This window comes from Chryseobacterium endophyticum, assembly GCF_056333165.1.
Genome location: NZ_JBWGXE010000002.1, coordinates 39,639 through 60,433, shown reverse-complemented (window position 1 = coordinate 60,433; position 20,795 = coordinate 39,639). Strand labels below are relative to the sequence as shown.

The 20,795-nt window shown below is 39.0% G+C and carries 20 protein-coding genes; 10 read left to right on the top strand and 10 right to left on the bottom strand.

Translation table 11 applies throughout. The annotated features are described in order from the left end of the window. Positions 1 to 67: 67 nt before the first annotated feature. On the bottom strand, positions 68 to 1,792 hold the full coding sequence (locus tag AC0N32_RS04790) for a phage tail sheath family protein (protein ID WP_476392722.1): 1,725 nt from the start codon (positions 1,790 to 1,792) through the stop codon (positions 68 to 70). Positions 1,793 to 1,842: 50 nt separating this feature from the next. Beyond that, positions 1,843 to 2,430 (bottom strand): Pvc16 family protein, encoded by a 588-nt coding sequence (locus AC0N32_RS04785; protein ID WP_476392721.1) that lies wholly within the window; start codon positions 2,428 to 2,430, stop codon positions 1,843 to 1,845. A gap of 445 nt (positions 2,431 to 2,875) precedes the next feature. Here AC0N32_RS04785 and AC0N32_RS04780 point away from each other — a divergent pair, with 445 nt between their 5' ends. Further along, complete coding sequence (locus AC0N32_RS04780; protein ID WP_476392720.1) at positions 2,876 to 3,196, top strand: hypothetical protein; 321 nt, start codon at positions 2,876 to 2,878, stop codon at positions 3,194 to 3,196. Between the two features lie 44 nt (positions 3,197 to 3,240). Continuing rightward, entirely contained in the window at positions 3,241 to 4,716 is a 1,476-nt protein-coding gene (locus tag AC0N32_RS04775; RefSeq protein ID WP_476392719.1) for a contractile injection system tape measure protein, read from the top strand. 30 nt (positions 4,717 to 4,746) lie between these two features. Here AC0N32_RS04775 and AC0N32_RS04770 read toward each other — a convergent pair whose 3' ends face one another. Together AC0N32_RS04770 and AC0N32_RS04765 are read right to left on the bottom strand one after the other, a co-directional pair. Beyond that, a complete protein-coding gene (locus AC0N32_RS04770) occupies positions 4,747 to 5,424 on the bottom strand; it encodes a response regulator transcription factor (RefSeq protein WP_476392718.1) in 678 nt (225 codons plus the stop codon). After that, the gene (locus AC0N32_RS04765; protein ID WP_476392717.1) at positions 5,414 to 6,718 is read right to left on the bottom strand and encodes a sensor histidine kinase; all 1,305 of its coding nucleotides are present in this window, start codon (positions 6,716 to 6,718) and stop codon (positions 5,414 to 5,416) included. Before AC0N32_RS04765 ends, AC0N32_RS04770 begins: the two co-directional genes overlap by 11 nt. A gap of 143 nt (positions 6,719 to 6,861) precedes the next feature. Between AC0N32_RS04765 and AC0N32_RS04760 the strand changes: the two genes are divergently transcribed. The 7 genes from AC0N32_RS04760 to AC0N32_RS04730 all read left to right on the top strand — a co-directional run bounded on the left by AC0N32_RS04760 (position 6,862) and on the right by AC0N32_RS04730 (position 12,879). After that, positions 6,862 to 9,195 carry an outer membrane beta-barrel family protein gene (locus AC0N32_RS04760; protein WP_476392716.1) on the top strand — a complete coding sequence of 778 codons (2,334 nt, stop codon included), beginning with the start codon at positions 6,862 to 6,864 and terminating at the stop codon, positions 9,193 to 9,195. 251 nt (positions 9,196 to 9,446) lie between these two features. After that, positions 9,447 to 10,037, top strand: a complete 591-nt coding sequence (locus tag AC0N32_RS04755) for a TetR/AcrR family transcriptional regulator (protein ID WP_476392715.1) — start codon at positions 9,447 to 9,449, stop codon at positions 10,035 to 10,037. 70 nt (positions 10,038 to 10,107) lie between these two features. Beyond that, positions 10,108 to 10,566, top strand: a complete 459-nt coding sequence (locus AC0N32_RS04750) for a hypothetical protein (protein ID WP_476392714.1) — start codon at positions 10,108 to 10,110, stop codon at positions 10,564 to 10,566. A 1-nt stretch (position 10,567) separates the two neighbouring features. Then, on the top strand, positions 10,568 to 10,870 hold the full coding sequence (locus AC0N32_RS04745; RefSeq protein ID WP_476392713.1) for a DUF3817 domain-containing protein: 303 nt from the start codon (positions 10,568 to 10,570) through the stop codon (positions 10,868 to 10,870). After that, positions 10,867 to 11,259 carry a rhodanese-like domain-containing protein gene (locus AC0N32_RS04740; RefSeq protein ID WP_476392712.1) on the top strand — a complete coding sequence of 131 codons (393 nt, stop codon included), beginning with the start codon at positions 10,867 to 10,869 and terminating at the stop codon, positions 11,257 to 11,259. Before AC0N32_RS04745 ends, AC0N32_RS04740 begins: the two co-directional genes overlap by 4 nt. A gap of 232 nt (positions 11,260 to 11,491) precedes the next feature. After that, entirely contained in the window at positions 11,492 to 12,304 is an 813-nt protein-coding gene (locus AC0N32_RS04735; protein WP_476392711.1) for an oxidoreductase, read from the top strand. 5 nt (positions 12,305 to 12,309) lie between these two features. Then, a complete protein-coding gene (locus AC0N32_RS04730; protein WP_476392710.1) occupies positions 12,310 to 12,879 on the top strand; it encodes a Crp/Fnr family transcriptional regulator in 570 nt (189 codons plus the stop codon). Between the two features lie 135 nt (positions 12,880 to 13,014). Here the strand turns inward: AC0N32_RS04730 and AC0N32_RS04725 are convergent, their stop codons facing one another. Further along, the gene (locus tag AC0N32_RS04725) at positions 13,015 to 14,142 is read right to left on the bottom strand and encodes a serine hydrolase domain-containing protein (protein WP_476392709.1); all 1,128 of its coding nucleotides are present in this window, start codon (positions 14,140 to 14,142) and stop codon (positions 13,015 to 13,017) included. A 74-nt stretch (positions 14,143 to 14,216) separates the two neighbouring features. Between AC0N32_RS04725 and AC0N32_RS04720 the strand changes: the two genes are divergently transcribed. After that, the gene (locus AC0N32_RS04720; RefSeq protein WP_476392708.1) at positions 14,217 to 14,555 is read left to right on the top strand and encodes a hypothetical protein; all 339 of its coding nucleotides are present in this window, start codon (positions 14,217 to 14,219) and stop codon (positions 14,553 to 14,555) included. A 401-nt stretch (positions 14,556 to 14,956) separates the two neighbouring features. Here AC0N32_RS04720 and AC0N32_RS04715 read toward each other — a convergent pair whose 3' ends face one another. Genes AC0N32_RS04715 through AC0N32_RS04695 form a run of 5 tightly spaced genes read right to left on the bottom strand, consistent with a single transcriptional unit; the run spans position 14,957 to position 20,458 of the window. Beyond that, the gene (locus AC0N32_RS04715) at positions 14,957 to 15,793 is read right to left on the bottom strand and encodes a sugar phosphate isomerase/epimerase family protein (RefSeq protein WP_476392707.1); all 837 of its coding nucleotides are present in this window, start codon (positions 15,791 to 15,793) and stop codon (positions 14,957 to 14,959) included. A gap of 39 nt (positions 15,794 to 15,832) precedes the next feature. Beyond that, positions 15,833 to 17,242 carry a carbohydrate porin gene (locus AC0N32_RS04710; protein ID WP_476392706.1) on the bottom strand — a complete coding sequence of 470 codons (1,410 nt, stop codon included), beginning with the start codon at positions 17,240 to 17,242 and terminating at the stop codon, positions 15,833 to 15,835. A 4-nt stretch (positions 17,243 to 17,246) separates the two neighbouring features. After that, on the bottom strand, positions 17,247 to 18,491 hold the full coding sequence (gene fucP / locus AC0N32_RS04705) for an L-fucose:H+ symporter permease (protein ID WP_476392705.1): 1,245 nt from the start codon (positions 18,489 to 18,491) through the stop codon (positions 17,247 to 17,249). A gap of 10 nt (positions 18,492 to 18,501) precedes the next feature. Continuing rightward, positions 18,502 to 19,416 carry a carbohydrate kinase family protein gene (locus AC0N32_RS04700; protein WP_476392704.1) on the bottom strand — a complete coding sequence of 305 codons (915 nt, stop codon included), beginning with the start codon at positions 19,414 to 19,416 and terminating at the stop codon, positions 18,502 to 18,504. A 34-nt stretch (positions 19,417 to 19,450) separates the two neighbouring features. Next, positions 19,451 to 20,458, bottom strand: a complete 1,008-nt coding sequence (locus tag AC0N32_RS04695) for a LacI family DNA-binding transcriptional regulator (protein ID WP_476392703.1) — start codon at positions 20,456 to 20,458, stop codon at positions 19,451 to 19,453. Positions 20,459 to 20,795: the final 337 nt, after the last annotated feature.

The following is a 20,795-nucleotide window of genomic DNA, read 5'->3' as shown; positions in this document are numbered from 1 at the left end:
TTTTAAATTAAGATTAATATACCTCGAAGCAGAAACTTCGAATGTTTTTCTCGTGATTGATTATATATCAGAACTCTTGTAATTTGTGTGAGAAATTCAGGGTGATAAATTCAGCCGGGCGTACCAATGCGACTTCCACGGTCACATTCATTGTTTTAGGTTTATTTTCGTCCCCGGAAACTTCCACTTTATAAGCTTCTTTTGGCGTATGGCCGGCCAATGCGCCATCCATCCACTGCTGATGAAGAAAGTTTTCTATCATCGTTTTCGCAATCAGCCAGGTGTGGCGTATATTCGGTTTATTGATAAATTCTGCTTCCAGTAATGCTTTCCGGATCGACAGCTCCATCATGTCATGATAGCGGCGTACACTTATATATTTCCACTGATTGTCTTTTCCGTCGCCCGTTTTTTCTTTTCCGTTGAAAGTGCGTGCACCCCAGACCAAAGTTCCTTTTCCGGCAAATGTTCTGATGGCATTTACCGATCCTGAATTATTGATATTAAGATCCGATTGCTCCTGATCTGAAATTTTTTCCGTCGGGCCAACAACATAATTGAGGCTGACGTTTGCCGGTGCTTTCCAGACTCCCCTTGTGCTGTCTATTCTTCCGTATACGCCTGCCATGGCTGATGACGGAGGCAGAACAACGTTTAACGAGCTGATTTCTTTTTTTATCTGGCTGTACAATGCAGAATGGGATGATTCCAAACTTTTAAGGGTCAAACCATTGGCAACGCCTACTTCATCTTTTACAGCAAGGATGGCATTTTTTAAGGCTTCGAATTCTCCACTGAAGACCGGCGTATCGGCAGCCAGATCATCAGGGATCACAAAATCGTCGATCGTACCGTCGTAGATGGCTTCAAGAACCGCTTTTGCTTCTTCAATAGCTTCTTCCAGGTCTGCTTTTGCATGGTCTGTTCCGCCGGATGGTCCATCAGCAGATTCGTAGATTTCTTCAGCAATCGCAACTGCCTGCCCTAAGAGATCAGCCAGCACGAAGGCATCTGCAGATCCAAGTATTTCAATGGTGGCCAGGCTTTTTAATTCGTCCAAAGCTGCGATTTCACCCGCATAAAAGCTTGCGCCGGATTGTCCTTCAGCCTGTAAGCCGGCGTGTACGATAGCTTCCGTTTCATCGAAATTGTAATTCAGGATGGTTCTGAGATGAGGAAAATAGGCTGCGGCATAAGTCGTAAGTTCGACTTCATTTCTAAAATTCGCAATGGTGTTTAAACTGTTCGGCTGCGCAACGGAATTCCCGTAATACGTGTCTAACAGTACAAACCAGCTTTTCGACGTCGATTCTGCTTTGCCGATTGCCTGATTGTAAATGATGTAGAAATCATCTTCGCTTAGTGAGACAGCATCAGGAAAAACAATAAGTTTCGGATCATCGGTGTTCGTAATTTTCTCCAGACCATTCTGAAGACCGGCAAGCTGTACCTGCCCTGAATCATAATTCCCTGCTGACACGATCTGGCACGGGCCGCCGCCGTTGGCAAAATACATCTGCAATGAATAATACATCAAAAATTTCACTTCCGGTGCTATCAGTTTCACCCCATTATCCTCAGTATCTTTCAGCTGAATCTTTTCCTTTTTTGCTTTTCCAAAGTATTTTCCAAATTCCAAAAGAGAACTGATAAGAAAAGGCTTGTTATGATCGGCAGGAATCAGCTCAGTATATCCTATAAATACAGGAATGGCCGTATCAATTAACGAAACTGAATTAGGGAGCCGGGTGATTTCTTCAACTGAAACACCGGGTGTTGTTGAATCTAGCATGTTTAAAATTTAAGTTAAAGGTTATTAGTTTTTAGTTTTAATGATATTATTTAATCGACTTTGATACTTTTCACACTTACTTCATCTATTAAGTTTATATTGGTTTCTTCAATTGCTTCAATCTTTACAACGCTTACTTTGTATAAAGCGGAAGGCATCACTTTGCCTCCCAATAATCCCCAGACGTAACTCAGCTGCTCAAACGGAATAGAATGGAGCTCTATTCTGAACCTGAAGCTTTTGCTCGCTTCAGCATCGGTATATTCGAGGACATTGTTGGTCTGGAATATCTCAATAACTTTCGCGATATCCGATAAAGATTTATCATAAGCATTCCGGTTGGCGGCGATCATCAGGTATAAATTTAAAAAAGCCGGTGGGTTTTGTTTTTTCATATCATACAAAAGAGGGTTTTCGCTGATTACCGTTCTGGTGTACCATGATTTGTTTTTCAGCGTAGATTCTTCTTCTACATTCAGAAGGGTGATCACCACTTTATCATCGAGGCCCGAGGTATCCTCATCATGCTTTGCAATGTCATCTACGACCGCAATATCACCGCTATGCTGACCATCTTTTAAGCCGTTCACCGAATCATTCAGCTTATCTTTTAAAATTGTCAATACTTCTTTAATCATAATTTTGCTCTTTGTTATTATGCTGCAAACATACAATCCCTGCCCTTCAAAAGACAAATATTTTGAGGGGTGAAACCTGTCTTTGCAGTAAATAGCATTTGTATTTTTTTCATGAATTAAAAAGAAATTATTTTTCAATTAATTGAAATTCAAATATTTAAAAATAATAATTTAATCAAAAACTTCCTTATTCTAATCATGGTGAAATTTGAGAGGTCAGCAAAACCGGTTTCTGAGCTAAATTCATCCACCTCAGCTTTAAAAGGAAAATTAAAGACCTCCCACTTTTCTTTTTTCAATTTGACATATAAACAGCTGCAGTCGGCGACGTGAAAAAAAACGATTTTGTCTTTTACTGCAAAGACAGAACGGAGGGCCGTAATCATTCGCAAAATGGATTTTCTTCCTTTAATTTTGACCCAATAATCTTAAAAACTTAAATCCAATGAATATCAAAAAACTTTTTGGCAAGCGCCATGAAATCATCGGCGGCCATTTCAATGAACTGCGATCAAAAATGGGAATTGCCGATCAAAATGAAGAAACTATTTTCTCATTAAGAGAAGAAATCTGCAATGCGTGTCCCTTAAAAAACGGCAACAACTGCAATGCGATGAAATGGATGAATCCGGAAACCCTGGAAGTGATAGATGTTCCTAAAGACGGCTTTATCAGAGGTTGCGGATGCAGACTGAGCGCCAAGCAGAAATCTAAGTTAAGTCTTTGCCCGGCCGGTTTCTGGGGTGGAGAATTCGACAAAAAATAATCAACCGGAAGGCTCACAGTGCATCATTAAATCAATTGGAAGTCATGCAGAATCATATCATTCAGAAAGTTTTTGTTGAAATAACCGTTAACAACAAAGAGAAGGCGTATCGTATAAAAGATGATATCGGCAGCTTCTTATCTTTGGATGTATTTCCGGAGATCGAGCGCTGCATCAGGGAGCTGGATAATCGGACAGGAGCATGTACAATGCAGATCCCCAGTTTGGAACTCGACCTGAATGTAAAAAGCAGCTCCCTGAATGCTGAATTAAAAGATAAAATTGCCCGGATTTTCCGGGAAGAGCTTTCTGAAATAAGTCAGAATATCGAAACGTCAGGACCGAAACCAGGAGATGATTCTAAACCGTACCGGCTCAACGAACAGGAAAAAATGGTACAAACCTTTATTCACTTTTTGGAAACCGGATCCATGCCCTGGTGGAATTCAGACAAAAACAATTCCGATTTTATGCAGAGCCATGTATTTGAAAATCTTACATCAGCCCCTACTTTCAGGAAAAGCGTCATCTCAGTTTTGCCGAAGCCACATATTCAGGAACGGGTCATTCATCAGCTTTCAGACGAACAGATCGCAGCATTGTGCAGGATCATTTTAGAGGATAAAGAATTAAAAATCAACCTTGAAGATGAGGTGATCCGGCAAATATCAACATTGAATCGCGACTCCAGAACTTTTATATGGCGAATGGTTTTGCGTGTTTTATCACAGTATTTACACTCCTCAAATACCAATCTTCGTGAATATCTTTTAAGCCAAATTTCAGAAATCAAAAAAACAGAGGCGAGACCGATAAAAAGCGTCCACAAAACCTGGGAAACGATGGTTGCAATATTCCCTTTTATCAGGAAACATGAAATCACCGAAACCATTAAAAACCTCAGAAATACTGAGAAAAATGAACGTATTAAAAAAAATATAGAGGATAACCACGACAAGCCTGAGATTACGGAAAAAAGATCCGAACAGAATAACAGTACAGCTCAAGATGAATTACTTGCTGACGACGGACAATTCCTCCAAAATGCGGGGCTTATTCTGATCCATCCTTTCCTCAAAACCTTTTTTGAACATTGTAACCTTTTAAACCCTAAAAACCAAGAACTTACCGACCCTGAACTGTGTGCACATCTACTGCATTACGTGGCCACCGGAAAAACAAACGCCCCCGAGTATGAAATGACTTTTGAAAAATTTTTATGCCATATTCCGGCCAACCAGACCATCAACAGGCACCGCAAACTTTCACGAATACATAAAATGCAGGCTAAAAACCTTATAGACAGTGTAAAGCATAACTGGAACCCGATGAAAAACTCGTCGACGGCATTGCTGCAAAATGAATTTTTCCAGCGTCCCGGTAAGCTTGTCATCACCGACTACGATTACACACTTACCGTAGAGCGAAAAGCACAGGATATTTTATTGGATAAACTGTCCTGGGGAATCGGTCTTGTAAAACTTCCCTGGAAAGATAGATTTGTGTTTGTAAACTGGTAGACAGCACTTTAACAGACAACCCTCTTCCTATCACTCCGGATATTCAATCCTGAAACCTATTCCACGAACGGAATCGAATTTGATTCTTTCATCTTTCTGGAAGTACTTGCGGAGCCTTGTCATGAAAACGTCCAGGCTCCGTCCCAGAAAATAGTCGTCTTCACCCCAAAGTGTTTCAAGGATTTCTTTTCTGTTAATAATTTTCCGATTGTTTTTGGAAATTAAAAGCAATAATCTGGATTCTTTCTCGGTCAGCAGTACGGTTTCATTCTGAAAAAACAACTGAAACTGTGACGGAATAAAACTGTAATTACCGATCTTAATCATCTCACTTCCAGAGTTTTGCTTCCTTCTGAGAATGTTTCTGATTCTCAGGATCAGTTCTTCCGGCTCACAAGGTTTTGTAATGTAATCGTCTGCGCCAAGCTTTAAGCCTAAAATCCTGTCAATACTCTGCCCTTTCGCCGTTAAAAATAAAAACGGGATATCAGAGGTTTTACGGATCCGTTTAGACAATTCAAAACCGTCGATTACCGGTAACATTACATCAAGAATCGCCAATTGATATGGGTTGACCAATTTTTCATTGTTCAGAATTTCTTCAGGATTTGAAATCCAGCTGACTTCGAAATCAGAAAATTCCAGATATTGTTTTAAAACAATTCCGAGATCAGGGTCGTCTTCCACTAATAAAATCTTAGGCTTCATTCGGAATGGTTATTTTAAATGAAACACCTTTCTTTTTTGAATTCACATCGATATCGCCTTTGTATTTGTCGACTATTTTTTTAACCAGGAAAAGTCCGACTCCAAGACCGTTCACATGCAGGTTTTCATGTCTTGTTATGCGGTAATATTTATCAAAAATCTTCTGTTTTTCTTCTTTTGGGATTCCGATTCCGTTGTCGGAAACTTCCAGTTCGATCTGTTTTCCGGCTTTAACAAAAATTTCGATTTCGTCTGCTCCGTATTTCGAAGAGTTTGAGATTAAATTGTCCATCATCTGCCTGAAATCATTTTGAAACAAGGTTTTGTTTTCAGTAAAATCAATTGTAATCTTGAAATCGGTTTTCTCAAAAGATTTTTTAATTTCAGAAAAGTAATTTTCGATATCAATTTTATCCATCAAAACATCTTCAGAACCGGAAGTATGAATCGATGAAACGATATTCTCGAGACGGTTGATCTGGCGTTCCAGCAAAGCTCTGGTTTCGGAATCGGAATATTGAGCCACTGAAAATTTCAGCGTTGTAATGGGTGTATTCAGTTCATGAGCAATCGAGTCGATGGTTGTATGAAGCTGTAAAATTTTCTTTTCCTGGCGATTGAGATTTTTAATACTGTTTTTAAACAAAAAAATAATCAGAATGATAATCAGCAGACTAATGATAATCAACGGAATAATTTTCTTAAGAACCAGGAATTTCAGGTTCAGCAGCTGAAAGGTAGATTTTGATTTCACCACGTAATAATCCTTTTCATCCATCTTCAGATCCGTATTTTCTCTCGACTGGTGGCTGGACCATTTGCCTTCATTGATCGTCAAAGGATTCGTCATCTTTTTTACGGTCTGATATAAAACAAGAGGGCGGTTGGCCGGCAAAAGTTCTTTCTTTTGAACCTCATCGAAAATAGAATAGATCTCATTTTTCATGGCAATTTTATAACCAGAATCTCCAATATGGTCTTTAAGTATTTTTTCCAATTTTTGATTGTACAGCTTTTCCAAGCCATAAATTGTTTCCGGATGTGTAATCTTTTCTTTCTGTATTATGATTCGTTTTTTTAATCTGTCGAAATCGCCAATTAATTTCTCTTCATTAATTTCAGTTTCGTATTTTTCCATTGCTTCAAGGGTTTTGTCTGCAATCGCTCTGGCCTGCCTGTTGAGTTCTTTTTCCTCGAGACGATAAGAATTGTAGATGTAATAGCCCTGCAGAACAACCAAAATAATAAGGCTGAACGTGAACAAAATGATCGTAATATTTCTCTTTCGATTCATATTCCAAAAATACAATCAAATTTCTTTTAAAAATGGTATTAACCTTCCATTAACCGTTCATTAACAAAACTTCCCTGCGTTTCGTCTCAATTTTGTTCAAAATTATTGAAATGAAATCGTTAGCTGTAAAAATTTATTTAACCATGATATTCTTGATACCGGCTGTGATCTGGGGTCAGAATGTCAAAGGTCATATTGAAAATGAAAAACAGGAACCTGTTTCCGAAGCCAAAATTGAAATTAATGATCATCAATCGATATTTTATTCTGATCAGGAAGGGAACTTTACCCTTGAGGGCATTTCGAAATTTCCGGTATCAATCGTTATCAAAAAACAGGATTACCAGGATTATGAAATCACGATTGAAGACCATGAGATCCTGAATATTATCCTTATAAAAGATACCGTAAAATCTATTGAAGCCGTAACGATAAAAGCCAACAAACCTTTATTAAAAAGAAAAATCGACCGACTGGAATTCAACATCGATAAAACACCGCTCCAGAATCTGAATGCCTGGGATATTCTGAAAAGCACCCCCAATATTCTGGTTAAAAATGAAGAACTGAGCGTTCGCGGAAATTCCCAGATCATCGTCACCATTAATGATAAAAAAACACTGATGACCCAGGAACAGCTGAAGCAGCTTCTTGAAAATACCGATGGCAATAATGTATCCTCGGTTGAAGTCATCACCAATCCCCCGGCAAAATATGAAGCCCAAGGCAGCGCGATTATCAATATCAAAATGAAACAAAATGTTTTGTCCGGCTACAAAGGAAGAATCTCAACAAGATATACGCAGGCAACCTACGCCAGAGGATTGATTGGAACTTCGCAGTCTTACAATACGGACAAATGGCAGCTCACCGGGAATTACAATTTTGTGACCGGAGATTATGTGCGGTACAACTTTGACGTTGTTACCTTCGATAAGGACAAAACACGCTGGGAAAGCGATATGGTAAGGAAAACGCACGCTCATGAGCAACACGTTTATAATTTTTCCGGGCAGTATGCCGTAGACAGTTTGTCAACCGTTCAGTTCGGTTTTGATGGTTACAATGCCCCAAACAACAACGGTCATTATAATGTTCCAACAAATATTTATGACACAGACAATAATCAGTTACAATCTTATTATCTGACTTCCAACAAGAAAAGGCAATATGACAACAGTTTTAATGCTTATCTGGTCTTTGATAAAAAATTCGGAAACCATAATCTGACCTGGACGAATAATTCCAGCGTGAAAAGATTTAAAGAAAATCAGAATGTTGAAACATTACTGGATTTCGACGGTCAGCCGGCAAGTAAAAACAGGTTTGCCAATAACAGCGTCCAGGATATTTCACTTCTGGCAACGCAGTTGGATTACCGGTTTTCAAATGACAAATTAACCCTGGAAAGCGGATTGAAATACAGCTTTGTAAAGAATAAAAATGACCTCGATTTCTTTGACGGCACAAATGGAACTTTGATTCAGGATTTTACAAAAAGTAATTTATTTGATTATAAAGAGAATATTTTCGCGGCTTATCTTTCATCCGAATACAAATGGAAAAAATGGGAAATAAAAGCGGGCTTGCGTTCGGAAACGACATTCATTAAAACCAATTCCGACAACCCGGTTGTAGAAAACAGGACCTCCAGAACCGACCTCTTCCCTACTTTTTACCTGATGTATAATCTTAAAGACAACCAGCAGCTCGGATTTTCTTACGGAAAAAGAATCGACCGCCCGAATTATGATTTCCTGAATCCTTCCAAATCTTATTACAACCTGTATTCATACTTCCAGGGCGATGCGAATCTGAAATCGACCATCATTCACAACCTGAGTTTGACTTATACGCTTAAAGACTGGAATTTTGAAGCTTATTACAGCTATATCAAAGATCCGTCGATGGAAATTTCCGTTCAGAATCCTCAGACTTTTGAAACGGTGTACCATTATACCAATATTGATCACGGGGAAAATGTAGGGGCCAATTTCTCCAAAAGCCTTTCCATAAAGCCATTCTGGAAACTGAATCTTTTTGCCATGGGAGAATACCAGGAAAATTATTTTATGGGAACCGACAATACGCTTTATAAAAATGAAGTCTTCTTTTACAATGCCAATATATCGACTCAAATTACTTTGGACAAGGCGAAGACCTGGGATCTGAATGTATCGTATGTTTACAATTCAAAGACAATTCAAGGTTCCTTTGACATCAGCTCCTCGCAGTACACCAATATCATTATCAATAAAAAAATGTTTGACAAACGACTGGAAGCAGGTTTAGTACTCAACGATATTTTCCGAACGAATAAAAATACGATTTCGACGAGATACGCAGACCAGAATCAATATTTCAAAGACTATCGGGACACCCGGTATTTTATGGTTAATTTAAAATATAATTTCGGGAACCAAAAGGTAAAAGACGCCAAAGCAGGCCAGAAAACGGCCGAACAAAACAGGTTGTAATCTGGGTTATTGAATATTGACTACTCAAAAAATCCTCTGATCGCTGAGATTAAGAGGATTTCGTGTATTCCAGAACAGCAGAAATACTGAAATCTTTGGGCGAATAATCAGGTATTTAATATGATCTGTATATAATTCACCAGCGGATATCTATTGATCTGCTTACCAATGATGGATCAGCAGCCATCCAAGCCGAGATGGTGTTTGAAATATTATTTGTTACTTTGTACACTGGCAGGAATACTATTTTAATGAAAAAATCACAGGAAACACGTCTTCATATCCTTCAGACCGCTTTTGCCCTGATCTACAGTAATGGCTATCAGACGACAAGTGTAGATGAAATCATTGCAAAAACTCATGTTACGAAAGGTGCATTTTATTATCATTTTAAGACGAAAGACGAGATGGGCCTTGCCATTCTAAACGAACTGCTGAAACCTGCTTTCTCCGCAGGCTTCATTGAGCCCCTGAAGCATTCGGATAACGCATTGGAAAGCATCTACAACCTGATTTACCATCTCCTGATCGACGATCCTTCCATGACTTTGGAAAACGGTTGCCCTGCCTCTAACCTGACCCAGGAAATGACACCGTGGAATAAAGATTTTACCCTTGCTTTGAACGAACTCTCAAAAGAATGGGAAAATGCCATGACGCAGGCCATCGAAAAAAGCCAGAAAGAAGGGATAATCAGGGTTGATACTGATCCGAAGGAAATCACAGTATTTGTTTTATCCGGATACTGGGGCATCAGAAATCTGGGAAAGCTGGAAACGTCCAAATCAATCTATTTCACTTTCCTAAAGGGACTTAGATCTTATCTCGATAGCAAAAAATAATTTTTTTCTATAAAAAAATACTAACTAGTATGTTTTTTATATACCTTTGTCACATCGTTAAAATTTAGTGATGTATCAGACATTGACTTTTTTGCATTCAACTGTTCGCTGGCTCGTTCTTTTAAGCCTGATGTTTTCTATCTTAAGAGCCTATAAAGGTTATTTTAAAGACCTGAAATTTTCAGCAAGCGACAATACACTACGGCACTGGACGGCTACAATTGCCCATATACAGTTAATGCTCGGCATTGCCCTATACTCGCAGAGCCCAATCGTTAAATATTTCTGGAAAAATTTTCAAGTGGCTAAAGAATCATTTGACCTGCTGTTTTTCGGACTCATCCACATCGTACTAATGCTTATTTCGATTACCCTGATCACCATAGGATCTGCCATGGCAAAGAGAGAGTTATCAGAAAAGAAAAAATTCAGGACTATGCTGATTTATTACGGCATCGCCCTGATTATTATATTCTTAGCAGTTCCCTGGCCATTTTCCCCTTTAGCAAACAGACCTTATTTAAGATAATATGACCTATTTACTAAAAACAAAAATCGGAAGATTAAGGATCATCGCCATCCTTGAAGGCATCTCTCTATTGGTGCTGATATTTATTGCCGTTCCTTTAAAATACGGATTTGATAATCCGGCCCTGGTAAAAACGATGGGACCCATTCATGGTTCCTTATTTCTGCTTTTTTTATTTAATACCCTAAGCGTTGGTATCGAACAGAACTGGAAATTCAACCAGACCACCTGGAAGGTATTGATTGCGTGCATTATACCTTTTGGCACATTTTATATTGACCGTAAAATATTAAGCCGCTTATGAAAAGTATTTTATTTGGGTGCGTTATTGTGATTGCAGTATACTCCATTTACAAAATCTACAGATTCCAAACGCAGGATAAAGGCCTGTACCGTCTGGTGAAAAACGGTGCTGTAATTCTTGATGTCAGAACAGAACGAGAATTCAGGACAGGGCATATCAGAGGCGCAAAGAATATTTCTCTGGGTACAATCCGGCAACGGTATATTGAGCTTGATCCTGCTAAAACCTACATTACGGTCTGCTCACACGGATTAAGAAGTGTAAAGGCCGAACGGATCTTAAAAGAAAGGGGCTTCAGGCATGTCTATAACGGAGGCGCATGGATCGACCTGCAACATGATCTCAAAGAGGTGTTGGAACCTACTGCCGATGAAAAAACGGATCACTGACACCGATCATATATCATCCGGAATAATTAGCAGTACAAAGAATTTTATTAACTACTTTTTTGACTATTAAACCTTGATAAAACATCTTCTATGATCATTAATTATTTATGATATATTTTTCCCTGCAAAAATAAGCGAGAAAACCCAAAAACTCATTTTTTTGCCAAATGGCAAATAATTCCATTTCTCATTGAGCCAATTTTGCATCATTAATCATTTAAAAAATAAAATAATGGCAAAGACCGTTTTAGTAACAGGTGCTTCGGCAGGAATTGGAAAAGCAACAGCAATTTTTTTGGCAAAAAACGGCTACAACGTTTATGGTGCTGCACGCAGAATAGAGAAAATGCAGTACTTAAAAACACACGGCATAAAACCAATTTCTTTGGATGTTACCAAAGAAGAAAGCCTTGTGGCATGTGTTGAACAAATTTTGAAAGAAGCAGGAAGCATTGACATTTTAATCAACAATGCAGGTTCAGGATATTACGGTGCGTTGGAAGATATGCCGATATCTGATGCAAAATATCAGCTGGAAGTAAACGTTTTTGGTGTGGCACGTTTAATACAATTGGTATTGCCCGGTATGCGAAAAAACAACTACGGTAAAATTGTAAACATTTCATCAGTTGGCGGAAAAGTAACCTTACCCATGGGTGTATGGTATCACGCAAGCAAATTTGCCATTGAAGGATTGAGTGATGCACTTCGCAAAGAAGTAAAGCCATTTGGGATTGACGTAATAGTTATTGAGCCAGGCGGCACAAAATCAGAAATGACAGGACTTGGAACAGAGTATATGTCGAGAGTTTCAGGCAACACCGCATACAGCTCTTTGGCAAAAGGCGTAATCAAGATGTATGCAGCAGTAGAAAAAGATGCTGCCGCCCCCATTGTCATTGCCAAATTGATTAAAAAAGGCATTGAAGCAACTCATCCGAAAACAAGATATGTTGGGGCCTCGGGAGCAAAAATGATGTTATTTTTGAGAAAAATTATGTCCGATAAACTATTTGACAGAATGATAATGAACCAACTGAAATAAAAACTATGGAAGCACTTATCAATTATTTATTACAATTCGGAAACCTGAACAAGCCGCAAATTGACTTCATTACAAGCAAATCAACGGAGGTCGTGCTTTGCAAAGAAGACTATTTTTCAGAAGCAGGTAAAATTGCAAAACAGGTCGGGTTCATTTTGGATGGCATTCTTCGGGTCTGCTATTATAACAACAAAGGTGAAGAAATTACGAAGTATTTTATAGACGAAAACAATTTTGTTGTGGACCTGGACAGTTTTGACAACAAAATTCCCTCTTCAGGATATGTGCAAGCCGTTACCGACTGCAAACTCATTGTTTTTTCTAAACAGAATTGGGAAGAAATCGCCAATACTATTGTCGGTTGGGAAAGTATAGTCAATAAAATCATCAAAAAATCATTGATACAGAAGATAGAGCGGAGAAGCGCTCTGGTTTCTGAAGACGCCACAACCAGCTATCTGGCATTTATGGAGAAATACCCAAAATTGGTAAATCGTATTCCTCTTTCCTATTTGGCCTCCTATTTGGGAGTGACACAATCTTCGCTAAGCAGGATCAGGAAAAATATTCGTTGATCTCCCTTCGTAGAATTCCCTATTTTTTTGCAGACATACGGCCCTGATGTTTTGGATAAGGATCTGAATAAAAATTATCGATGGGTAAATTGTGACCTTACATAAGTTTCTTTGTTACCGGTCCAAACCTTTAGATCATTTAACAGCGTTATATATCGTATTTTCCATTTGTCCGATCCTTTGCTGGCTATGTACATCGTTAGCGATAATAAATATGCCCAAATTTTGCGTTGGATAAATCGTACATAAACTGTTAAAGCCAAGTTTCGTATTTCCGTCATGGTAAAAATAAGGAGTCCCATTTTCGGTATTAAACATCCAGTTGAGCCCAACAGCAAATCCGTTCTGCACGGTCCAGGTAAGCTGATGAGACAAGCGGATAGCCGGATCACGCTCTTCCAATTGCGCTTTAACATAACCAAGCAGATCATGCATCGTGGCGTTGATGCTAGGTCCGATGTAATATCCCTCTAAATTAACATAAGATTGTCGCCTGCCCTCTTTGGTATACCCTTGAGCAGCGAGTTTCATCTGCTTTTTGTCCAAAACGGGAGTGATATGGTAAAGTCCCAATCGGGCCTGAAGATATTTCGTTATAAGTTTTTTGTAGCTACGATGATAAGCACGTTCTAATATATATTGTAAGAGCATAACCCCATTCGTGTTATAGCGGTACCTTGTACCCGGTATCGTATCCGGGACTACATTGTGCAAATCCTTCAGCAAACTATCTGCATTATAACCTGATAGATAATTAGCCTGTCCCACAAAATCTAATTCGCGCAATTTATTTTTTTCCTCAGGATATAGCTCCCGGATAACGCCGGGCAGAGCAGAGGTATGATTGGCCAATTGAACCACCGTGACGGGATGGCCCTGATATTGAAGATTAGGATAAGTACCGGGAAGATATTTCCGGATGTCATCGTTTAGTCCAATTCGTTTGTCGATCACTGCTTGAGCAAGGAGAGTGCCTGTAAAAGTTTTGGCAATTGATCCGATATTGTAATATAAATCATCAGAGGGTAATTTACCACTGCCTTTTACATTTTCACCATAATGATAACTGAAGGTTTTTCCTCCATAGACAATTCCAATATTCAGGCTATGGGCAGTACTATCTGACATATATTTCATTGCAGCCCGGTCGGCAGCAGTGTCTAATTTCGATCGGAGAAGATTATCAGTTCTAACCTGCGCCAGAGATATATCAGACGAAATAATGCAAGCTATCAGCAAAATAAAAACTTTTATATTCATCATATTTCTATTTATTATAAAGGCAATTAAAACCATCTCTGTAAAACAATGGATAAGAATCTGAACAAAAATTGACGATGGGTAAGTTTTACCTGCGTCATACCAAAAGAGCCTTTCAATACCGAATGTACATTCCTGTAGAAGATGCTCCTTCAACTGAAGATTTTGTGGAGATCAAACTCTTCGAGATCCCGATAGATGTCCTCCTCAAAAAAGTTTCACCCAAGGAGGCGGCCGCCCAATACCGTACACTGCTTTCCAGGATTAAAGATGAGCAACGGACCTGGAATGGTGTCAAAAACAAAACCCGCGTAGATTCATACTTTAATCCGTTCGGGAACCTGACGCTGGATCACAGAATAAAATTTCGTGGTATCTATTCATCAAGAAAATCGACCCACTGTCAAATAAATTAAAAGCTAATCGTTTTGCCAAATTATTTTTTTTCAGGGGCACCGTTCTTTTCATTGTCAACATTCAGCATATACGATCTGTGGAGGGTAGTCAATTATTTGTTAATGAATAATAGATTCCGATTCCAGAAGCTGTAAGGAAAAAGTTATTAAAGAAATTTCCGGATAAGTATCTTTTTGAATAAAGCCCATTTCACATTTATTTTTATTTATGAGTTTCAGATTTAATTCTTTCTTTGCAACTTTAAATTCTTAATTTTTATACGACTATCTTAAAAAAATGTTTAATAAAATAATTTTACAAACTCAGTAACTCATTGTTTTAAATGAATATGTATTCAATTAATCTTTAAAATCCAGTCTGGAATATTATCACTGTTAATGCTCTTCTGGAAAACCCACAGCTATAAAGAGCTCTTTAAAAACTGTAAACTGCGAACCGCCAATTCTTCCGCTTTGTACGGCGATTTTTGCCAGAGTGAGACCATCTGCTGCATTCCCGGAATAGAAGATGAGAAATTTTCCAATACAAGATTTCCTTCAAAACCGACGGCTTTCAAAGCTTTGAAAAGTTCGTTCCAATTGACGGTTCCCTCTCCCGGCATTCCCCTGTGAGATTCCGTGATGTGAAGGTGTTTCAGTTTTTTATCCGCAAGGATCACCGGGTCATAGAAATTATTTTCCTCGATATTCATATGAAATGTATCAAGATGGAGAAAAAGGTTATCTTTCCCTGTTTTCTGTATCAGATTTAAAACATTTTCTGCCGTATTGCAAACATAAGATTCATAACGGTTGATGGGTTCAATTCCAATATTGACGCCTTTTTCTTTTGCATAATCTGCAACGTTGCCCCAAACTTCGGTGATGATCTGTGCTTCATTTTCTGTCAGGGGATCTCCTGAAAAAACACCGATCCCGCTGTGAAGAACGCCTCCCAAAAAGTTGGTTTCCAATTCTGAGGTTTTGTCGATGGCCTGTTTGATCAGTTTTTCCGCAGATTTTGGGTAAAAGGGAATATGCGCTTCTTTCGGTAAATTTAAAGAACAAACGACATCCAGATCATTATCCTTCAATTGTTTTTTCACTTCTTTTGAATTAAATTCCATCGAGCTCGGCAACAGGATCTCTATCAGGTCGAATCCTGCATTGGCCGTTTTTTCAATGGCGTATTTTCCTGCTTCCGGTGTCCAGACCGGTGTGATCCACGAGAGAAGTGAAGCCCCGAATTTTATATTCATATCGATTTATATTTGATTGTATTTAAAATTTTTCATTCATTAAAAGATCCACCACTCTGTTCTTACTCCAAGATAGGTTCCGAATCTTTTCGCGCCGGATTGTTGTAAAAACGGAGAATAAAGGCTGTTCATCGCCTGACCGTTATATCTGGAAACTTCTGCTATGAGACGAATGTGCGGTCTTGCCCAAACGCTTCTTTCCGCCGTTGGAACAATCGTTGGCGCTAAAACCAATTTTACCATTGAGGCCGGATCTTGATTGCCGTCTATTCGGGAAGCGTAATGCAGTTCAGACAAGATATGGAACCAGTTATTGAAATAATAGGTCGCTCTTACCCCCGTATTGAATTCCGATTTTTTGTTGAAAATTTCTCTGTTGTAAAGGTCTAAGGCTTTATTATCACTATCAGAACCGCCTTTGCTCATCGTGAAAACCGCGTAAGCATTTGCGGACCAGCGATTGGAGAGATTCAGTAAAATATGCTCAACAGCCGTTAGAGAATACGCGCCTTTGTAAGTTTTGGTAATTTCGTCCGGAGCACCGTATGTCCGCCAGGTCTGGGTATTTCCGCTATCGCCGCCGTTGGCAATTCCGGTTCCGTAACGTACTGAAATCTGGTTAAAAGAACCTTTGATCTTTGTTTTAATCGCTGAATTTAATTTCGCTCCGAAAACCCAGCCCTGATCCGATGCATATTGTTCCATCGAATTTTTCCCTGATTTATCAAGGTTATGAAATTCTGCCAGAAGTTTAAGCTTATGAACATTATTTTTAAATGGAACGACCTGCTCGAGGATCATCACTTCTCTTTGCCTGTAGATCAGGTTTTTTGTTCCGCTGATCACGTTCGTATAAGAATAAGGCGTCGAGTTGGTGGCGGCCGTATCGATCGCTGCAGGGAAAAACATAGAAAACCGGGTATTTTTATGTCTCACACCCCAACCTGTCGCCGAATGGTCGTCAAAATAAAAATAATCCGCAATATGAACATCATCATATCTCAGCCAACGGGAACCGGCCCAAACATCCCAATCGCTTCCCATAATATTCCTGGCTTCCACAAAAGCCTCCGGCAATGCAATGATCATCCCCTGATTCGATTTTGAATCTACATTTCCAAGGAAAGTCCCGCCCGAATAGAAACTTAATCTGGCCTGCATATCGATTTTCGTTGCTTTTGCGCTGTCGCCGTTCACCACAGGAGTAAAATGGAATGCCGGTAAAAAATCCACATAATCGCCCTGATCCATCCTTCCGCCCAATGAACCCTGATTATTAAGATTCAGCTGTTTTCCCGTTTTTCCGTCGGCATTGGGAGAATATCCTGCACCAATTCTGCCCGTTGTCCCAAAAGAAAAATCTTTGTTGGTAATGACAATTTGGGCAAAAGAAACCTGAGCAATGAGAATCAAAATCCCAAAGCTGTATTTTAAAACATTGATTTTCATAATATTATTTTAAAGTCTTAGGCTTATAAAACTTCAGAGCAAAGAGGAGAATCACAACATAACAAAGGATCGGAAGAAGGTAAGCGTGCGCGATATCGGTTTCTGCGATCTTGCCCATCAATGGCGGGAAAACGGCGCCTCCGAACATTGCCATCACCAGGAATGATGATGCCTGCGGCACTTTGCTTCCCAATCTTTTGAGACCAAGACTGAAGATCGTCGGGTACATTACGCTGAGGAATAAATTCAACAAGATCAGACTGATAAATGATGCCCAGCCGAAACTTTGAGAAATGACCAGACATAATATGATATTACACATTGTGAAAATCGCCAGCAGCTTATTTGGAGCAATAAATCTCATCAGAAATGTTCCTACAAAACGCCCGATCATCATCATTGCCATACTTAATGAAAAATAATACGAAGCCTGGGTCTCGGGCAAATGCATTTTTTCCACTCCATAATTGATGAAATATGCCCAGGTTCCGCCTTGCGCCGCGATGTTAAAAAACTGTGCGATGACGGCAAATATAAAATGTCTCTGTTTGTAAAGCGGTGCGTGCGGATCGGAAACAGAAGCCTCTTCACCATTTTCACCCTCCGAGACCTGGATATCTTCTGCGTGAGGATCTTTCAGACTCGGCACTTTTATGAATGAAAAAATAATGGTAATTACTAAAATCACAACGCCGATCCAGGTGTAAAGATCTTTCACCGAATCCAGTGAATTATCATTTAACCCGGATTTTCCAAAGATGAAAAAACCGCCTAACAAGGGACCGATAATGGCTCCCAATCCGTTGAAGGACTGTGCGAAATTGACACGCTGGTCGCTCGTTTTTTCATTTCCCAACGCTGCCACGAACGGATGTGCCACAGTTTCCAGGGTCGCCATTCCCATTGCCAGGACAAAAAGAGCAATTCTGAAAAAATTGAATGACATCTGATTGGCAGCCGGAATAAACAGAAATGACCCAAGTGCAAAAAGTGACAGTCCCAGGATCACCCCTTTTTTATAACCGAATTTTTTCATAAAATAGCCCGCAGGAATCCCCATCAAAGCATAGGCTCCGAAAATCGAGAGCTGCACCAGTCCGGATTTTGATTTGGAAATTTTCAGGACATTCTGGAAATGTTTGTTCAAAACATCGCCCATCGTGAGAGCGATGGCCCAAAAGAAAAATAACGAAATAACGAATGCCAGTACGACATAATATTTCTTTTCTGTAAATTTTGCAGTATTCATAATTTGATTTTTAGATGGTTGGGGTGAAATGTTCTTCTCTGAACGTTCTGAATTCTTCATACGAGTAATCCGGGCAGGCTCCCGATCTGGAAGTGATGAAGGCGCCCAAAGAAACGGCCTGTCTCATAATCTCTTCCGATGATCTCGCCTGAATTCTTTTCGACAAAAATCCGGCAAGGAAAGAATCTCCGCTTCCGACCGTATCATTAACCTCGATGGAAACTGCCGGAAATGTATAATTCTCGTTCCCGACAAAATATCTTGCGCCTTTGCTTCCTTTGGTCAGGACAATCTCGTTCAGGTCGAAATAATTCCGGATATGCTGGATGCTCTGGTCTTCGTCAATATAATCCTCGTCCAGGAATTCAATGATCTGTCGCAATTCGGCTTTGTTCATTTTCACCAGATCTGCTTTGCCTAACAGCGTTTTAACCAATTCAAACTCAATGTAAGGCGGACGGAAATTGACATCAAAAACCCTGAATTTCGAATATTCTATCAACTGAAGCAAGGTATTTCTCGATTCTTCATTCCTGGCGATCAGACTTCCAAAAACGAAAGCGTCAGAATTCCCGACCAATTCTTTATGTGCCTGCGAAATTTTGATATGATCCCAGGCTACATTATTGATGATGTCGTAATGCGCTTCTCCGTGTTCATCGAAGGTTGCGAGAACAGTACCTGTCGGTCTCTCATCATCGATCTGAATGAAATCTGTAGAGATCTTCCAGTTTTCCAATTGACTGATAAGTTCCCTGCCCAAATCATCATTCCCGATCTTGCTGATCATTTTAACTTCGAGTCCCATTTTGTCGAGATTGTATGCCACATTGAAAGGTGCTCCTCCGGCCCGTTCGCCGGTTGGAAAAATGTCCCAGAGTATTTCCCCGAAGCATACAGCGTAATTATTATTTTCTTTATTCATTTAGATTAAACGTTTAAGTTATTTAGTAAAAAAATTATTTGATCGAATTTTGTAGAATCAGGCTGGCCGATAACGTTATTTTCTTGGCCGTCCTGGAATATTGATTGATCTGTGAGTCCAGAATTGTTATCGCTTCATCCGCCATCTCTTCCAAAGGCTGTTTGATATAGCTGATCTTTGTCGGAAACAATTGATACGCTTCTGTCTCATCAAAAGCCAAAACAGAAACATCCTGCGGAACGCTGATCTTATTTTTAATAAGGTAAGCAAGCCCCGCCACCGCAAGCTTATTACTGGAAAAATATAAAGCGGTATTTTTCGGCTTTTTTCCCAAAGCATCACCCAGTTTAGTTTGAACCTCCTCTGCAACATTTTCAATTCCAACTAAAATATTTTCTGTTAAAACATCAGCACCAAATTCTGCAATACTGGATTCGAAACCTTTTTGCCTGTCTAAAAGATGTTCTAATTTCGTTTCATAGCCAATATAGATGATGTGGTCAAAGGATTTTTTTAAAAGGAAATCCGTTGCCGTTTCCGCAATTTCTCTGTTATTCAGAATGACTCCGGAAACATTGATTCCTTTTAAATACCTGTCGATCGTAACGACCGGATAATTCTTTTCGATCAATTTTAACAGGGATGCTTCTGAACCAACCACGGGTGCAACGATCATTCCGTCAACCTGTTGCTGGGAAAAAAGTTCGATCAGCTTTTCAAATTTTGTCGCATTTTCACCAGAACTGCCAATAATCAAGGAATAACCTAGTTGTAAGGCTTTATCTTCAAGTTTTCTCGCAATATGGGAGTAAAAGTCATTTGAGATATCAGCCACGATAAGCCCCAGCAGTTTGGATTTATTGCTTTTCAAACTTCTGGCATTTCTGTTGGGAATATAGTTAATCGTTTCAGCAACTTCGAAAATTTTTTTCTTAGTCTCTTCACTGATTCTCTGACCTTCCTTTTTGTTCAGCACATAGGATACTGTTGCTACGGAAACTCCTGCAATTCTGGCAATATCTTTTATGGATGATCTTTTCATTGATTAGATTAACAGTGCAAAAATATTCTATAAATTATTAAAAAAACAATAGTCATAAAAATTTGTGCAGTTTGGAAATTATTGTAAATTGGCAAATTTTTAATACTTGATAAATAAATCACAACTATTTAATAGTCAATATTTTAAATGAAATTTGATTTTAAAAATTAATTTACCATGAACAAATAGACCTTCTAATATTAATTTTTGGTTAATCGTTTAATCGGTTTTTTTTATTTATCCCCCGATTTTTATTTCCGGATATGTAGATTGACGCGCAGTATTTTAATTCTGTTTTTATATCAATATAGAAGAAAGACTATTTCATATTAGTAAG

Bases quoted from the DNA above. Each gene is read 5' to 3' on its own strand.
- AC0N32_RS04745 (WP_476392713.1), top strand. From the start codon at position 10,568: ATGACCTATTTACTAAAAACAAAAATCGGAAGATTAAGGATCATCGCC.
- AC0N32_RS04785 (WP_476392721.1), bottom strand. From the start codon at position 2,430: ATGATTAAAGAAGTATTGACAATTTTAAAAGATAAGCTGAATGATTCG.
- AC0N32_RS04755 (WP_476392715.1), top strand. From the start codon at position 9,447: ATGAAAAAATCACAGGAAACACGTCTTCATATCCTTCAGACCGCTTTT.
- AC0N32_RS04750 (WP_476392714.1), top strand. From the start codon at position 10,108: ATGTATCAGACATTGACTTTTTTGCATTCAACTGTTCGCTGGCTCGTT.
- AC0N32_RS04720 (WP_476392708.1), top strand. From the start codon at position 14,217: ATGGGTAAGTTTTACCTGCGTCATACCAAAAGAGCCTTTCAATACCGA.
- AC0N32_RS04765 (WP_476392717.1), bottom strand. From the start codon at position 6,718: ATGAATCGAAAGAGAAATATTACGATCATTTTGTTCACGTTCAGCCTT.
- AC0N32_RS04715 (WP_476392707.1), bottom strand. From the start codon at position 15,793: ATGAATATAAAATTCGGGGCTTCACTTCTCTCGTGGATCACACCGGTC.
- AC0N32_RS04770 (WP_476392718.1), bottom strand. From the start codon at position 5,424: ATGAAGCCTAAGATTTTATTAGTGGAAGACGACCCTGATCTCGGAATT.
- AC0N32_RS04700 (WP_476392704.1), bottom strand. From the start codon at position 19,416: ATGAATAAAGAAAATAATAATTACGCTGTATGCTTCGGGGAAATACTC.
- AC0N32_RS04695 (WP_476392703.1), bottom strand. From the start codon at position 20,458: ATGAAAAGATCATCCATAAAAGATATTGCCAGAATTGCAGGAGTTTCC.
- AC0N32_RS04790 (WP_476392722.1), bottom strand. From the start codon at position 1,792: ATGCTAGATTCAACAACACCCGGTGTTTCAGTTGAAGAAATCACCCGG.
- AC0N32_RS04760 (WP_476392716.1), top strand. From the start codon at position 6,862: ATGATATTCTTGATACCGGCTGTGATCTGGGGTCAGAATGTCAAAGGT.
- AC0N32_RS04730 (WP_476392710.1), top strand. From the start codon at position 12,310: ATGGAAGCACTTATCAATTATTTATTACAATTCGGAAACCTGAACAAG.
- AC0N32_RS04740 (WP_476392712.1), top strand. From the start codon at position 10,867: ATGAAAAGTATTTTATTTGGGTGCGTTATTGTGATTGCAGTATACTCC.
- AC0N32_RS04710 (WP_476392706.1), bottom strand. From the start codon at position 17,242: ATGAAAATCAATGTTTTAAAATACAGCTTTGGGATTTTGATTCTCATT.
- AC0N32_RS04725 (WP_476392709.1), bottom strand. From the start codon at position 14,142: ATGATGAATATAAAAGTTTTTATTTTGCTGATAGCTTGCATTATTTCG.
- AC0N32_RS04780 (WP_476392720.1), top strand. From the start codon at position 2,876: ATGAATATCAAAAAACTTTTTGGCAAGCGCCATGAAATCATCGGCGGC.
- AC0N32_RS04735 (WP_476392711.1), top strand. From the start codon at position 11,492: ATGGCAAAGACCGTTTTAGTAACAGGTGCTTCGGCAGGAATTGGAAAA.
- AC0N32_RS04775 (WP_476392719.1), top strand. From the start codon at position 3,241: ATGCAGAATCATATCATTCAGAAAGTTTTTGTTGAAATAACCGTTAAC.
- fucP (WP_476392705.1), bottom strand. From the start codon at position 18,491: ATGAATACTGCAAAATTTACAGAAAAGAAATATTATGTCGTACTGGCA.